Annotated in this window: 11 protein-coding genes; 3 read left to right on the top strand and 8 right to left on the bottom strand. The window is 53.2% G+C overall.

The genetic code is table 11. The annotated features are described in order from the left end of the window. Nucleotides 1-60 precede the first annotated feature (60 nt). The 8 genes from odhB to ABTW62_RS04610 form a co-directional block, all read right to left on the bottom strand. Nucleotides 61-1368: a 2-oxoglutarate dehydrogenase complex dihydrolipoyllysine-residue succinyltransferase gene (odhB, locus tag ABTW62_RS04645; protein ID WP_430903419.1), complete on the bottom strand. Its 1308-nt coding sequence runs from the start codon at nt 1366-1368 to the stop codon at nt 61-63. A 47-nt stretch (nt 1369-1415) separates the two neighbouring features. After that, nucleotides 1416-4268 (bottom strand): 2-oxoglutarate dehydrogenase E1 component, encoded by a 2853-nt coding sequence (locus ABTW62_RS04640; protein ID WP_430903418.1) that lies wholly within the window; start codon nt 4266-4268, stop codon nt 1416-1418. 181 nt (nt 4269-4449) lie between these two features. Next, a complete protein-coding gene (gene gltA, locus ABTW62_RS04635) occupies nt 4450-5733 on the bottom strand; it encodes a citrate synthase (protein WP_430903417.1) in 1284 nt (427 codons plus the stop codon). A gap of 180 nt (nt 5734-5913) precedes the next feature. Further along, nucleotides 5914-6147, bottom strand: a complete 234-nt coding sequence (locus tag ABTW62_RS04630) for a succinate dehydrogenase assembly factor 2 (RefSeq protein ID WP_430903416.1) — start codon at nt 6145-6147, stop codon at nt 5914-5916. After that, a complete protein-coding gene (locus ABTW62_RS04625; protein WP_430903415.1) occupies nt 6144-6839 on the bottom strand; it encodes a succinate dehydrogenase iron-sulfur subunit in 696 nt (231 codons plus the stop codon). Before ABTW62_RS04625 ends, ABTW62_RS04630 begins: the two co-directional genes overlap by 4 nt. Nucleotides 6840-7169: 330 nt before the next feature. After that, the gene (gene thrC, locus ABTW62_RS04620) at nt 7170-8603 is read right to left on the bottom strand and encodes a threonine synthase (RefSeq protein ID WP_430903414.1); all 1434 of its coding nucleotides are present in this window, start codon (nt 8601-8603) and stop codon (nt 7170-7172) included. Nucleotides 8604-9025: 422 nt separating this feature from the next. Beyond that, on the bottom strand, nt 9026-10342 hold the full coding sequence (locus tag ABTW62_RS04615; protein ID WP_430903413.1) for a homoserine dehydrogenase: 1317 nt from the start codon (nt 10340-10342) through the stop codon (nt 9026-9028). Nucleotides 10343-10437: 95 nt separating this feature from the next. Beyond that, complete coding sequence (locus tag ABTW62_RS04610) at nt 10438-11667, bottom strand: pyridoxal phosphate-dependent aminotransferase (RefSeq protein WP_430903412.1); 1230 nt, start codon at nt 11665-11667, stop codon at nt 10438-10440. A 389-nt stretch (nt 11668-12056) separates the two neighbouring features. Between ABTW62_RS04610 and ABTW62_RS04605 the strand changes: the two genes are divergently transcribed. From ABTW62_RS04605 to ABTW62_RS04595, 3 genes are all read left to right on the top strand, one after another. Continuing rightward, on the top strand, nt 12057-12440 hold the full coding sequence (locus ABTW62_RS04605; RefSeq protein ID WP_430903411.1) for an Mth938-like domain-containing protein: 384 nt from the start codon (nt 12057-12059) through the stop codon (nt 12438-12440). Nucleotides 12441-12633: 193 nt separating this feature from the next. Then, nucleotides 12634-15000, top strand: coding sequence for a phosphoenolpyruvate synthase (gene ppsA / locus ABTW62_RS04600; RefSeq protein WP_430903410.1), 2367 nt, complete (start codon nt 12634-12636; stop codon nt 14998-15000). 5 nt (nt 15001-15005) lie between these two features. Further along, nucleotides 15006-15836 (top strand): pyruvate, water dikinase regulatory protein, encoded by an 831-nt coding sequence (locus ABTW62_RS04595; RefSeq protein ID WP_430903409.1) that lies wholly within the window; start codon nt 15006-15008, stop codon nt 15834-15836. The last annotated feature ends 79 nt before the right edge of the window (nt 15837-15915 follow it).

The raw sequence follows: 15915 nt of genomic DNA, 5'->3' as shown, positions 1-15915 counted from the left end.
TTGAGTGATCCACCCGGATCGATAAGTTCGATCCGGGTGGATCACTGGTTTGCCAGTGTATCAGCTGCCCAATAAAGGGCTGGCCGGGTATTCCAATGCCTCTTTGATGGCGACCAGCGACAGTACCGCTTCGCGGCCATCGATGATGCGGTGGTCATAGGAGAGCGCCAGGTAGTTCATGGGGCGGATAACGATCTGGCCATGTTCCACGACCGGACGCGGCTTGGTCGCGTGAATGCCGAGGATCGCGCTTTGCGGTGGATTGATGATCGGCGTGGAGAGCATCGAGCCGAATACACCGCCATTCGTGATGGAAAAGGTTCCACCGGTCAATTCCTCGATCGTGATTTTGCCTTCCTGTGCGCGTTTGGCCATGTCGGCGATTTGTTGTTCGATTTCGGCCAGGGTGAGTTGGTCGGCATCGCGGAGGATCGGGACGACGAGGCCGCGCGGGCTGGCTACGGCTATACCAATGTCGTAGTATTCATGATAAATGATGTCGTTCCCGTCTACCGAGGCATTCAGGATCGGGAATTTCTTGAGGGCGGCGACGACCGCTTTGACAAAGAACGAGGTGAAGCCCAGCTTGATGCCATGTTCCTTCTCGAAAGCATCCTTGTAACGTGCGCGCAAGTCCAGAATCGCTTGCATGTTGACTTCATTGAACGTGGTCAGAATGGCGGCGGTAGACTGGGATTGGACCAGCCGCTCGGCGATGCGCATGCGCAAACGCGTCATGGGAACACGCTTTTCGGGGCGCTCTGGTTTTGTGGCAGCAGGTTCGCTTTGAGGTGGCTTGGAAGAGGTGCCGGACTCAGCCTCGGCGAGTTGCGGTGTGGGCGTTTCCTTTCTGCTTTTGACATACTCCAGGATATCTTCCTTGGTAATCCTGCCGCCGCGACCGCTGCCATGAATGGTCTCGATCTCTTGGGCGCCGAGCTGGTGTTCCGCCGCGGCTTTTTTGGCGGCGGGCATGAGTGCCGGTATGGATGACGGAGGTTCCGCCGCAGTCTCTGGTGGCTGACCCGCATCGGCCTGCTCTTCCTTGGCAACAGGTTCTGGGGTCTCGGCGGCAGCGGTTTTTGCTGCGGGTTCAGTGCTCTCCTGCGCAGCGGGTTTTTCATCTTGTGCTTCGGTATCAATGCGGGCGATGATTTCCTCGCTGGTCACGGTAGCGCCGTCATCCTTAATGATTTCTGCCAATGTGCCGGATTGCGGCGCGGGCAGTTCCAGTACGACCTTGTCGGTTTCGATGTCGACCAAGTTCTCGCCACGCTCAACCGTTTCACCTTGCTTTTTGTGCCAGCTGATCAGAGTGGCTTCCGCCACCGATTCAGATAGCGCGGGGACTTTGACTTCGATCAGCATGATGTTCTCCTTAATTTTTAACCCGGGATCCTGGATGATTGTGAGTTTTATAATTTGTCGCGAAATGCCGCTTCGATGGCCTGTTTCTGCAATAGCCTGTCCAGCGCGAGATAGCCGACCGAGGGTGAGGCCGATGATGGCCGCAATGCATAGCCGAGTGTTTGATCGTCCCGCATATGGCGCAATAAATAGTGCTGGATGCGGTGCCAGGCCCCCTGGTTGCCAGGTTCTTCCTGACACCAGACCACTTCCTGTGCCTGACTATAGCGATCGATTTCAGCCTGAAAGTCGTCGTGGGGAAACGGATAAAGCTGCTCCAGGCGGATGATCGCCATATCGGTAATATTGTGCTCGCGCCGATAGGTAATCAGCTCGTAGTAGATTTTGCCGCTGCAGGCAATGATGCGTTTAACTTTGTCGGCATCGAGCGCTTCCGTTTCGGGAATGATAGCCTGGAAGTGGCCATCGGCCAGATCTTCCAGGGAAGAGACCGCTCCCTTGTGACGCAGCATGCTTTTGGGCGACATGATGACCAACGGTTTGCGGAGCGGCCGAAGCATTTGTCTGCGTAATAAATGAAAGATTTGCGCGGGCGTCGAGGGGATGCATACCTGAATATTGTATTCCGCACACAGCTGCAGAAACCGCTCCAGCCGTGCCGAAGAATGCTCCGGGCCCTGGCCCTCGTAACCATGCGGAAGCAGCATGACCAGACCGCACAGTCGTCCCCATTTCGCTTCGCCAGAAGAGATGAATTGATCGATCACAACCTGTGCGCCATTGGCGAAATCGCCAAACTGTGCTTCCCAGATTACGAGATCATTGGGTTGCGCGGTGGCGTAGCCGTATTCGAAACCCAGCACAGCTTCCTCGGACAACATCGAATCGATGATGACAAAACTGGGTTGCTTGGGTGCAATATGGCGCAATGGGACATAGGTGCCATCTTCCCATTGGTCCTGTTCGCGTTTCTGATCATGCAGCACGGCATGACGATGAAAGAAAGTGCCGCGACCACAATCCTGCCCGGAAATCCGGATCGGGTAGCCATCCTTGAGCAAAGCAGCATAGGCCAGATTTTCAGCCATACCCCAGTCGATCGGCAGATTGCCATCGCCCATTTTGCGTCGATCCTCAATAATCTTCTCAACCCTGGAATGTAATTTGAAGGTGGAAGGAATATCGGTCAGACGTTCAGCCAGATATTTCAGATCTTTGAGTGCGACCCCGGTTTTGACCGGCTTGTTCCATTTGACCGGTTTCAGGAAGGGTGCCCAGTTGACGGCATGAGGGGGCTTGTAGTCATAGCAGATGTTGGGATTGGGGTTGTGGCCTGAATCCATCGCGTCCTGGTAGGACTGCACCATGGCCGCCACAGCGGCTTCGTCGATCACGCCATCCTGGATGAGCTTGTCGGCATAAAGCTTGCGTGTGCCGGGGTGTTTGCGGACGACACGATACATGGACGGCTGGGTGACCATCGGCTCATCCTGCTCGTTATGACCCTGGCGGCGGAAGCAGACCAAGTCAATCACAATATCTTTGTGAAACTGCATGCGGTAATCCAGGGCGATTTCGGTCGCCAGTACAACGGCTTCCGGGTCATCTCCATTGACATGGAGAACCGGTGCGTCGATCATTTTGACGACGTCCGTGCAATACAGTGTGGAGCGGCTATCGCGTGGATCGGATGTGGTAAAGCCAATCTGATTGTTGATGATGACGTGAATGGTGCCGCCTGTGGCATAGCCGCGGGTTTGCGACAGATTCAAGGTTTCCATCACAACGCCCTGGCCAGAGAATGCGGCATCGCCATGCAGCAGGACTGGAATGACCAGATCGCCAACTTTGTCACCCAGGCGATGCTGCCGAGCGCGTACGGATCCTTCTACTACCGGGTTGACGATTTCAAGATGGGAGGGGTTGAACGCCAGCGCTATGTATAGAATGCCGCCAGGTGTCATGACAGCGGATGAAAAACCCTGGTGATATTTGACGTCGCCGGAAGTCAATGCTTGCGGATGCTTGCCTTCAAATTCCTGGAACAGCTCGGAAGGCATTTTCCCCAGCGTATTGACCAGCACATTCAGGCGCCCACGGTGCGCCATGCCCATGGCGATTTCCTGTACACCGATTGTGCCGGCGTGTTGCAGGAGTCTGTCCAGTAACGGAATAAGGCTTTCATTGCCCTCTCCGGAGAAACGTTTCTGGCCGACATAGCGATTATGCAGATACTTTTCCAATCCTTCCGCAGCAGTCAGTCTTTCCAGAATATGGCGTTTATATTCTGGGGGGAAATTGGGCTGGGAGGCAACCGATTCGAGCCTGTTCTGTATCCAGCGCTTCTGTTTGAGATCGGCTATGTACATGTATTCCGCGCCTATGCTGCCGCAATAAGTTTGCTGCAGACGCTGCAATATTTCGCGCAAGGTGGCCCGTTCCGGGCCGACCAGTGAGCCGCTGTTGAATACCTGGTCCAGATCGCCATCACTCAAGCCATGAAAACCTGGATCGAGCTCGGGTACATCCTGTTTCTGTTGCAAATTGAGCGGGTCCAGCGCTGCTCTGCGTGCGCCCAGGAAGCGATAGGTGTTGATCAACTGCAGTACGGCAACTTGCTTGCGCTCTTTGATTTCGGTGCTCGCCAACTGTGCGGCAGTCTGCCGTTCTTCCGGTAGGGTGGCTGCTGGCTGGGTGGTCGCCGGTCGTGTCAGCGACTGGACAATGGGAGAGTGCGGTACATCGCGCACGGAGATTGTTTCTGTTTGTTGCAGTGAATCAAAATACTGATGCCATTCGGTGGGCACACTGGCCGGATTGTCCAGATATTGCTCATATAGCGCTTCGATAAAAGCCGCGTTAGCCCCAAACAGCATCGAGTTTTTTAGAAATTGTTTCATCGCAATTATATCCAGGGCCTGTGAAGAATTTCTCAACCTATGTCCCAAGCATAAAGTGCTTGATGCGCGAAGATAGGAATTGCCTGGCAAGGAGGCGGGGAGCGAGTGCCGCTTCTCTTGCTCTTAGCCTGTACAGTATAGGTATTCACAGGTTCTTATCAATTCAAGAAAATAGTGATTATCATGGCATATCTCTGCGGGGTGCGCCAACGTATAGTTGGCGAGGCCGGCCGATTTTTTGTTCCGGGTCCGAAATCATTTCATTCCACTGGGCGACCCAGCCAACGGTGCGCGCCATGGCAAATATGGATGTGAACATGGATGTTGGAATGCCTAGCGCACGCTGCACGATTCCGGAATAGAAATCAACGTTGGGATAGAGTTGCTTGGAAATGAAATAGTCATCTTCCAGTGCGATTCTTTCCAGTTCCAGCGCGAGTTTGAATAACCGGTCATTGTGCAATCCCAATTCATTCAGAACTTCATGGCAGGTTTCTCGCATCAGATTGGCGCGAGGATCAAAGTTTTTGTAAACCCGATGTCCAAAGCCCATTAGCCGGAAAGGATCATTCTTGTCCTTGGCCCGATTGATGTATTCGTTGATACGCGAGACATCGCCGATTTCCTCCAGCATATTGAGACAGGCCTCGTTTGCGCCGCCATGCGCCGGTCCCCATAGGCAGGCAATGCCTGCCGAGATACAGGCAAACGGATTGGCGCCACTTGAACCGGCCAGGCGGACGGTCGAAGTGGAGGCATTTTGTTCATGATCCGCATGCAGGATCAGAATGCGATCCATCGCCCGCGCAATGACAGCATTGGGCACGTATTTTTCGGCCGGCGTGGCGAACATCATGTGCAGGAAATTTTCCGTGTAGTCCAGATCGTTACGCGGATAGACGAAGGGCTGTCCAATATTGTATTTATAGGCCATGGCCGTGATCGTCGGTAGCTTGGCGATCAGGCGGAATGCGGATTGTTCGCGATGCAGCGCATCGGAGATGTCCATGGCTTCATGATAGAAAGCGGAGAGTGCGCCCACCACGCCGACCATGACGGCCATCGGGTGTGCGTCGCGCCGGAAGCCACTGAAGAACTTGACCAGTTGCTCATGCAGCATGGTGTGATTCTTGATGGTCTGCACAAATTGCTGTTTCTGGTCCGGGGTGGGTAATTCTCCGTTCAGTAGTAAATAGGAAACTTCGATGAAGTCGCAGCGAGTTGCCAATTGCTCGATTGGGTAGCCGCGATAAAGCAGCACGCCTTTGTCGCCATCGATGAACGTGATAGCTGATTTACTGCTGGCTGTAGAAACAAAACCAGGGTCATAGGTGAATACATCACCCTTGGCGTAGAGCGAGCGGATATCGACGACATCAGGGCCCTCACTACCAGACAGAATGGGTAGTTCAATGGTTTCTTTGCCTTCACCCAGTGACAAGGTGGCTATGTTTTGTGGGGGCATAATTTTCTCCATTTATCCTAAAATTGACGCTGGGAAGCTGACCGGGGACAAAACGATGTATGGTCGGACGCTATTTGGGTTTAATTTTCCGCTCATGCGGTCAATTAAATGCATGTTCACCGCACAGTGCCTGCAAATTTTCGGGGCAGCTTCTTGGGCTTATGCTTAGTCAGTTTGGGGTTAACTTTGTTGCAAAAGTTTCAACAAAGGTTTCAATGCCTTATCGGGCGCATCGCTATTGCCTATAATCATATCCCACAGATCATGATCGGGAAGTGACAGTAATGTTTCCAGCTGTTCATGCTGGTGTTCGTCCAGTCGCGCGTAATGCTTGTCGATAAAACGCTGTAATACGATATCCAGCTCCAGCATGCCACGACGGCAGCGCCAACGCATGCGGGCCTGGTGGTTCATACGGTTTTATTCAACATCATGGTTTTGATTTTGCCTATGGCGCGAGTAGGATTCAGCCCCTTGGGACAGGCATCGACACAGTTCATGATGGCATGACAGCGGAACAAACGATAGGGATCTTCCAAGTTGTCCAGACGTTCGGCCGTGGCCTGGTCGCGGCTGTCAGCCAGAAAACGATATGCCTGTAGCAATCCGGCCGGACCGACGAATTTATCGGGATTCCACCAGAACGAAGGACAGGCCGTAGTGCAGCACGCGCACAGAATACACTCATAGGCACCATCGAGCAATGCCCGTTCCTCTTGTGACTGTAAGCGTTCAGTCTCGGGAGGGGGATCATTATTGATCAAATAGGGCTTGATCGAATCGTATTGCTTGAAGAACTGGGTCATGTCGACGATCAGGTCCCGAATGACCGGTAGTCCAGGCAGGGGCCGGATCTCGACCGGCTCGCGCAGTTCGGCAAGGGGCGTAATGCAGGCGAGGCCATTGCGGCCATTGATGTTCATTGCATCGGAACCACAAACGCCTTCCCGGCAGGAGCGCCGCAGACTCAGGCTGTCGTCGACAGTCTTGATGCGGATCAGCGCATCCAGCAGCATTCTGTCCGTGGGGGCCAGCTCGATGTCGTAATCCTGCATGTAAGGTTTTTCATCCTTGTCCGGATCAAAACGGCTGATCGAAAATTGCATGGCACACTCCTTTTTTTCGTTCACATATGATCTATTGATGAGCAAAGCGCAAACTTTTGCTGATGATGCGAAGGCTTTGGCGATTGCGGTTCGCGCCAGGGAAATTGATCGGGCTCGTCATCATGGGGCACATGACGCTTGAGCATTGCGTGATGCCTTGTTTGCTGGATGGCTTGGTCACGTTAACCATGGTCCATGCCGATTCGTTTGGTTTTCCCTGGGGCAGCGGACGCATTCGATATAGATAATCTATCCCTTTGTCTTGTGATTTTACAGGGAATTGCGTTTGTTCGACTACTGTCTTGTAGGATTATTGCCCATCAGCTGATTTCACTGAGCATCCGTTGAGTCGGTCGAATCAACTTGTTTGACGATGAACTGTTTGACTTGATTGGCATCGGGTGCCATGCGCTCGAAACGTTGTGGAAGGTTCTCGAGATTGTTAAATCCACTCGGGCATGGGGGTTCGAATCCAACCGCTTCCCGGATACTTTCAGCGAATTTAACCGGCAGGGCTGTCTCCAGGCAAATCAATGGCACATCCTTTTCGCGGAACGCCATGCCTACTTTCAACCCATCGGCGGTATGGGTATCGACAAGAATCTGATATTTCTGGTAGTACTCGCGAATGGTGGCGATGCGTGCGGCATGATGACTGGCACCGGAAACAAAGCCGAAATCCTTTGTTTTGGTCCACAAAGCGGTGCCGAACAGATCGAACGAGCTGCCCTGGTCGACCGACTTCCAAAGTTCCTTGAGGCGCATGGCGTCACGGCCGGTCAAATCAAAGATGAAGCGTTCAAAGTTGGATGCCTTTGAAATGTCCATCGATGGGCTGCTGGTATGTCTGGTTTCAACAGTGGTGCGCGGCCGGTACAATCCAGTCCGGAAAAATTCGTCCAGTACGTCATTCTCATTGGTTGCCAGGATCAGATGCTTGATCGGCAGACCCATCATGCGCGCGACATGACCTGCGAAAATATTGCCAAAGTTGCCAGACGGCACCGAAAAGGAGACCTGTTCCTGGCTTGAGCCAGTGACTGCAAAATAAGCTTTGAAGTAATACACAATTTGGGCGGCAATTCGTGCCCAGTTGATCGAGTTGACGGTGCCGATATGATATTTCTGCTTGAAGGCCCGGTCATTGCTGACTGCCTTGACGATATCCTGGCAATCATCGAACACGCCCTCTATCGCGATATTGAAAATATTTTTGTCCTGCAGTGAAAACATTTGCGACGTCTGGAAACCGCTCATTTTGCCGTAGGGCGAAAGCATGAATACACGGATACCACGTTTGCCGCGCATGGCATATTCAGCGCTGGAACCGGTATCGCCTGAGGTTGCGCCCAGAATATTCAGTTCGTCATGGTTTTTTGCCAGAATATATTCAAACAGATTCCCGAGTAACTGCATCGCGATATCTTTGAACGCCAGCGTCGGACCATTGGACAGTCGCAGCAAATGCAGGCCAGGTTCAAGGGTTTGCACCGGTGTGATATCGTGGCTGCCGAACGCCTCTGGCGTGTAGGTGCGTGTGATCAGCGCACGCAAATCCTCGGCGGGAATATCATCCATGAACAGGGACAGGATTTTGAAGGCAAGCGCCGGATAATCGAGCGGCCGCCAGGATTCCAGTTCGGACGTGTCTATTTGCGGATAAGTTTCGGGGATGGTCAGTCCACCGTCCGGGGCCAGCCCGGTCAGCAGGATTTCACTAAAAGTTCTGGGCGGCATGCCGCCCCGGGTCGAAAGATAACGCATACTCACCTATAAAATGGGATGTCAACGATAGGGGACGCCTTGCCGAAAGCGTAGCCCGGATATGTCAGGGAGAAATTCGAGTTCAATAGAGGGCGCCTCTAAAAATCCATATTTCGTCACAATACGTCGTTGTTCACAAAAAATGTCCCCTTACATATCCATCATATGCTGCGTCAACATTTTTTGTTCCCGCCTCGTCTTGTTTAAAACTCTGAATTTTTAGAAGTGCCCTAGGAGGCTGTCCGAGAATAGACTGATCTACTGCGGACGAGCCTGATTGGCTGGATTTTACGATCCTTTTCGTTAAATAGAACGATTATTCGCCTCAAATGATCGAAAAATCCAACTCAACCAGCCTCGCCCTCGCTACGATCGCTATTCTCGGACAGCCTCCTAGAAATTCAGAACAGTTTATACGGATGCTAGCTGTTGAGCTCTTCGAGCCGGATCCGGATGATTTTGCCAGCCATGACCGGCAGACTTTGTATTCTTTCTGCGGCCGTATTGACATTCTTTTCCACAGTTTTGTGTGTGAGCATGATGATGTTGACCTTGCCTTCTTCATCGGCATGTTCCTTCTGCACCATGGCGCTGATCGAAATGCCACATTCTGCCAGGATGCGTGTGACGTCAGCCAGAACGCCGGGTTTATCCATGACTTGCAGCCTTAGATAATAGGCTGTTTCTACCGCCTCCATGGACACAATGGGCGTGTCGGACAGCTGTTCGGGAAGGAACGCGAGTGCCGGGACGCGGTGTTCCGGGCTGGCGGTGAACAAGCGGGTGACATCGATCAGATCGGCAATGACTGCGCTGGCAGTCGGTTCAGCTCCGGCGCCCGCGCCATAATAAAGCGTTGGGCCGACCGCATCGCCTTTGACAATGACTGCGTTCATCACGCCTTCTACGTTGGCAATCAGACGCTTGACCGGTATCAATGCTGGGTGTACGCGCAATTCAATGCCACTGGATACACGTTTGGTAATGCCGAGTAGCTTGATGCGATAGCCGAGTTCCTCTGCATAGCGTATGTCGTCATTGGCAAGTTGTGTGATCCCTTCGATATAGGTTTGATCGAACCGGACTGGCACACCGAAAGCCAGCGCCGCCAAGAGGGTGATTTTGTGAGCCGCATCGATGCCTTCGATATCATAGGTTGGATCCGCTTCTGCGTAACCCAGTTGCTGAGCGTGAGCCAGTACGGTATTGAAATCCAGCCCTTTGGCGCGCATCTCGGACAAGATGAAATTACTGGTGCCGTTAATGATGCCTGCAATCCATTCGATACGGTTGGCTGTCAATCCTTCGCGTAATGCCTTGATGATCGGAATGCCGCCAGCCACTGCCGCTTCGAATGCGACAATGACATTGTGCTGCTGTGCGGCTGCGAAAATTTCGTTGCCATGCGCAGCCAGCAGTGCTTTGTTGGCGGTGATGACATGTTTGCCATGTTGGATGGCTTCGAGTATGGCCGCTTTGGCAATTGTTTGTCCGCCGATCAGTTCGATGACGATATCGATATCGGGGTGCCTGACCACTTCGTGCGCATCCGTCGTGATCGTGACAGGATCACCTGCCACCAGGTGACGTGCTTTTTCCTGATCGAGGTCGGCGATCATCCGGATCTCGATGTTGCGCCCGGTTCTGCGGACGATTTCTTGCTGGTTACGTTTCAGAACGGCATAAGTGCCGCTCCCTACAGTACCAATGCCGAGCAAACCTACGTAAATTGGCTTCATAGTTGATTTCTTGAAAACATGAATGAAATTAGTTGCGGATTATATACGCAATGGGAGGGCGCAAGTCAGCTGCTTGGCCTTGAAGGTCAATATGATCAGGTTCCCCGCCGTGTGCGATAGCGGTCGAGGTAGCGCGCGATCCGGCCGATGGCTTCAGTCAAGTCGTCGCTATTGGGGAGGAAAACGACCCGGAAATGATCGGGCTGGGGCCAGTTGAAACCGGTGCCTTGTACGACCAGCACTTTTTCTTCCAGCAGCAGGTCGAGCGCAAATTGCTCGTCGTCTTCGATTGGATAAACCGCTGGATTGAGGCGAGGAAACAGGTATAGCGCAGTTTGGGGCTTGAAGCAGGTGACGCCCGGAATATCGGTCAGTAATTGCCAGGCCAGATCCCGCTGACGTTTGAGCCGGCCGGTGGGCATGGTCAGATCGTGAATGCTTTGATAGCCGCCCAGTGCGGTCTGAATACCGAATTGCGCCGGGACGTTAGCGCATAACCGCATCGAAGCAAGCATATTGAGACCGGTGATGTAGTCCCGGGCCTGGGGTTTGTTACCGGAGACGACTGCCCAGCCGGAACGAAAACCGGCGGCGCGGTAGTTCTTGGATAGACCGTTGAAGGTGACGAATAAAACATCATCAGCCAGCGAGGCGATCGAAGTGTGCGTGGCTTGGTCGTAGAGAATTTTGTCGTAGATTTCGTCGGCAAAGATGATCAAGCCATGTTGCCGGGCAATCTCGATAATATCCAGCAGCAACGCATCGGGATAGAGCGCACCGGTCGGATTGTTGGGGTTGATGATCACGATTGCCCGGGTATTGCTGCCAATTTTTGAGCGGATGTCTTCCGGATCTGGTAGCCAGCCAGACTGTTCGTCGCAGACATAGTGCCGCGCAACGCCGCCCGCCAGTGAAACTGCCGCAGTCCATAATGGATAATCGGGCGCCGGTACCAGTACCTCGTCATTGTTTTCCAGCAGCGCCTGGGTGGCCAGCATGATCAGTTCCGATACACCGTTGCCAATATAGATATCGTCCATCTGTACGTTGGCGATATTCTTCTGCTGGGTGTAGTGCATGATTGCCTTGCGCGCGGCAAACAGGCCTTTGGAATCGCAGTAGCCGGAAGCGGCGGACAGGTTTCTGATGACATCTTGCAGAATCTCGTCGGGCGCCTCGAATCCAAAGGAGGCGGGATTGCCGATGTTGAGTTTGATGACGCGCTGGCCATCTTCCTCCATTTGTCTGGCACGATCGAGAACAGGCCCCCGGATGTCGTAACAGACATGGGCAAGTTTGCTGGATTTCTTGATGGGTCTTTGCATGACAGGTATCAAAACGTTCGGTACGAAATGTGCTTTTGGGCAGCGCTGATTATATTCGTTCGCTTCGCTCGTAAACGTTTCGATATCGGGCCAGGCCCAACGTTCCGCTTACCTGCCCGATTTATCGCCAATCATGCAGTTTATTTGCTTTGCGCCCCATTTCAGCACTTTCAAAAAAAAAGCATACCATGTTACGCTAGACTTTGCCGGGTTGAAAACTACTGATTAAATCGTGCAATGACGTGCATGCCGAGCGGGCCTGCCTGCCCTTGTCCGGAGGGTGAGAACTCAGGTGTCTGTGAATGCTAGCGGCTGTGCGGCCCACCGCTGCTTTGTTCTGCTGCGCATGCCGGGCTCAACATTATTATTATCGTTTTGAGGGAACTGCCATGAAACTGCATCTTACCGATTATGCCGGCTTGAATGCGTTTTCGGGTTATGGAGAAGGCTATGTCGCGGTCAATCAGGTGCATTATGCATGCAATCTGATCGTGCTGCCTGATCAAATCATTGAAAATTGGCATGTCAGCAGTATCGAGCAACTGGATATACAACATTTTGATACGCTGCTGATGGCCCAGCCTGAGATTATCCTGCTGGGTACAGGCCGAACGCTACGGTTTCCGAATATGTCTCTGATGAAGGCGCTGGTTTCGCAAGGGATTGGTTTTGAAGTGATGGATACACAGGCCGCCTGCCGGACCTATAACATTCTTTCCACGGAGGGCAGGCGGGTTGCTGCTGCCATGCTGGTGCAAGCGCGTGACGCGTAACGGCAAATATTTTGGCTGTAATGCGTAGTCGTACTGCTGGGCTGCATTGATCGCAGTGTTCAAGCCGTGATGCCGCCCTTCAGAAAACTCTGGCCTGGTGGCAAGCGGTATTTTCAAATTTTAAAACATACAGGTTTCGGTCGGGCTTGACCGGGGCGCCAAAATTTTGTCATTTTGATAGGAGCGCTATGCAATGACAGGCTATATTGAATGGTTTGATCAAATAGGCATGAGTGATGTTGCCACGGTGGGTGGCAAGAATGCCTCGTTAGGGGAGATGATCAGTCATCTTACGCAGCTTGGCGTAAAAGTGCCTGGCGGGTTTGCCACGACGACCCGGGCTTACCAAGAATTTCTCGAAACCAATGACTTGTCTGACCGTATCAATCAATTACTGACGCCGCTTGATGTGGCGGATGTGCAAGCGCTGGCCACCGCCGGTAAAGCGATACGTGGCTGGTTGCTGGCTGCGGAACTGCCGGAAGGTTTGAAGCACGCCTTGGCGGAGGCCTATCAGAAACTGGCCGCTGACAGTGGTGAGGATGCCTCATTTGCGATTCGCTCCTCGGCCACGGCAGAAGATCTGGCGGATGCTTCCTTCGCCGGTCAGCAGGAAACCTTGCTGAATGTACGGGGACTGGATAACCTGCTGACGGCAATCAAAACAGTGTTTGCCTCTTTGTATAACGATCGCGCAATCGCTTACCGCACGCATCACGGTTTTCGCCATGATCAGGTATTTTTGTCCGCAGGTGTGCAGAAGATGGTGCGCAGCGATGTGGGTGTCAGCGGCGTGATGTTCACCCTCGATACGGAATCCGGTTTCCGGGAGGTGGTGTTTATTACTGCCGCGTATGGTCTCGGCGAGACCATCGTGCAAGGAACCGTCAACCCGGACGAGTTCATCGTTTATAAGCCGAATCTGGAAAAAGGATTGCCCGCTATACTGTCGCGCAGACTGGGCACCAAAGCGACCGAAATGCTCTACAGCGATACCCAGGCGGGGCAGGCGACCATCGTGCAGCCGGTCGCGTCCGATCGCAGTCAACGGTTCTCATTGACTGACGCACAAGTCGAGCAGCTGGCCCGGCAGGCATTGATTATCGAGCAGCATTACAATCGGCCCATGGATATCGAATGGGCGCTCGACGGCGTCGATGGGCAGATGTACGTTGTACAGGCCCGCCCGGAAACCGTGGAAAGCCGGGCTGATCGTATTGTGGAACAGTTTCGGTTGTGTGAGCGGGGAAAAGTGCTGGTGCAAGGGCGTGCAGTGGGCCAGAAAATCGGGCAGGGAACGGCACGAATCATCAAAGGCATCGAGCAAATGGCAGAAATACAACCGGGCGATGTGCTCGTGACGGACATGACCGACCCAGACTGGGAGCCTATCATGAAGCGCGCTGCGGCGATCGTGACCAACCGTGGTGGACGTACCTGTCATGCGGCCATCATTGCACGCGAATTGGGCATACCTGCGGTGGTGGGAAGTGAGCACGCGACCGAGAATATTGAAAATGGCAAGGCGGTCACCGTGTCGTGTGCGGAAGGGGATGCCGGCTTTGTTTACGAGGGCTTGCTCGAATTCCAGCGGACTACGACAGAAGTCGATAAGATGCCGGATCTGCCGGTCAAAATCATGTTGAATGTTGGCAACCCTGCCCAGGCATTCAAGTTTTCCCGACTGCCCAATCAGGGAGTAGGGCTGGCCCGTCTGGAATTTATCATCAACAATATCATTGGCATCCACCCGAAGGCCCTGCTCGAATTTGAAACACTGCCGGAGGATCTGAAGGCAGCCATTCACAAGCGGATAGCCGGTTATGCCGATCCCGTGAGCTTTTATGTCGAGAAATTGACGGAAGGTATTGCAACACTTGCGGCAGCTTTTGCCCCGCATGCGGTAATTGTGCGCCTGTCAGATTTCAAATCCAACGAGTATGCTAATCTCATCGCTGGGGACCGGTATGAACCGCACGAAGAAAATCCGATGATCGGGCTGCGCGGCGCTGCACGTTATCTGGCCGATTCTTTCCGTCAGTGTTTCGAGCTAGAGTGCCAGGCCTTGCGCAAAGTGCGCGAGGAAATGGGATTCACCAATGTGGAAGTCATGATACCCTTCTGTCGCACGCTAGAGGAAGCGCGCCAAGTCACGGCATTGCTGGCCGAGAACGGGCTGGAACGCGGGCGCAATGATTTGCGCCTGATCATGATGTGCGAGATTCCATCCAATGCTGTGCTGGCAGAGGAATTCCTTGAATATTTCGATGGTTTCTCGATCGGTTCCAATGACATGACCCAGTTGGTTCTAGGGCTGGATCGCGACTCGGAACTGGTTGCGCATTTGTTTGACGAACGCAATCCAGCGGTCAAGAAATTGTTGAGTATGGCGATAGAGAGCTGTCGCAAACAGAACAAATATGTCGGAATTTGTGGTCAGGCACCGTCCGATTATCCCGAGTTCGCTCGGTGGCTGGTCGAGCAGGGTATCAGCAGCATTTCCCTGAATCAGGATACAGTGATCGATACCTGGCTGCACTTGGCTGATGCGGAGAAATAGCCATCATGTCGCAACGCAGCATATTCTTTTTATCGGACCGAACGGGCATCACGGCGGAAACGCTGGGGCACAGTCTGCTGACCCAATTTGACGGGATAGAATGGAAGAAACACTATATTTCCTTTCTGAATAGTACCCACAAGGCGCAAACTGTCGTCGAAAGCATTAATACCGTGGGCGTGCAGGAAGGGCAGCGGCCGCTGGTATTCAGCACTTTGCTGGATCCGGCGATACTCGCTGTCGTGCGTCAGGCGGATTGCCATTTTTTTGATTTCTTCGAGACCTATCTGGGTTCTCTGGAAGCCATTTTGCAGCAACCCTCCGCCCGCGTCCCTGGCCGCTCTCATGGATTGAGACAGGAGGTCTCTTATTTCCGGCGTATTGCTGCTATTCAGTATGCTTTGAATAGTGATGACGGTGTGAATGCCAAAGTACTGGCGGACGCAGATGTGATCCTGGTGGGCGTGTCGCGCAGCGGTAAAACGCCGGTCTGCGTCTATCTCGCGCTGCAATACGGGGTGATGGCTGCCAATTACCCATTTACACCGGAAGATATGCGTGCCGTCCGTTTGCCGCCGCCGCTACAAGCGTTGCGCAACAAGCTGTTTGGTTTGACGCTCAGCGTTGAGCGACTGCATGCTATCCGTGAAGAACGCTATCCTGGTAGTCGTTACGCTTCATTGCCCGAATGCCAGCGGGAACTCGAGTGGCAAAATCAGCTGTACAGGCAATTCGATATTCCCTTTATCGATACCAGCGGTATTTCAATAGAAGAAATCAGTGCGTCGATTCTGGACCACACCGATCTGGAAAGGCGCCTGTATGGGGCGTCATGATCGGTTGTGGGCCATATTGCCACTGGCCTTGCTGGGGGTGTGTAACCACGAATAGGCGCGAATGGTGCTGATGGGGTGG

It is taken from the genome of Nitrosomonas sp. ANs5, assembly GCF_050584665.1.
Classification (GTDB): Bacteria; Pseudomonadota; Gammaproteobacteria; order Burkholderiales; family Nitrosomonadaceae; genus Nitrosomonas.
This window is presented reverse-complemented; position numbering and strand designations above follow the sequence as displayed.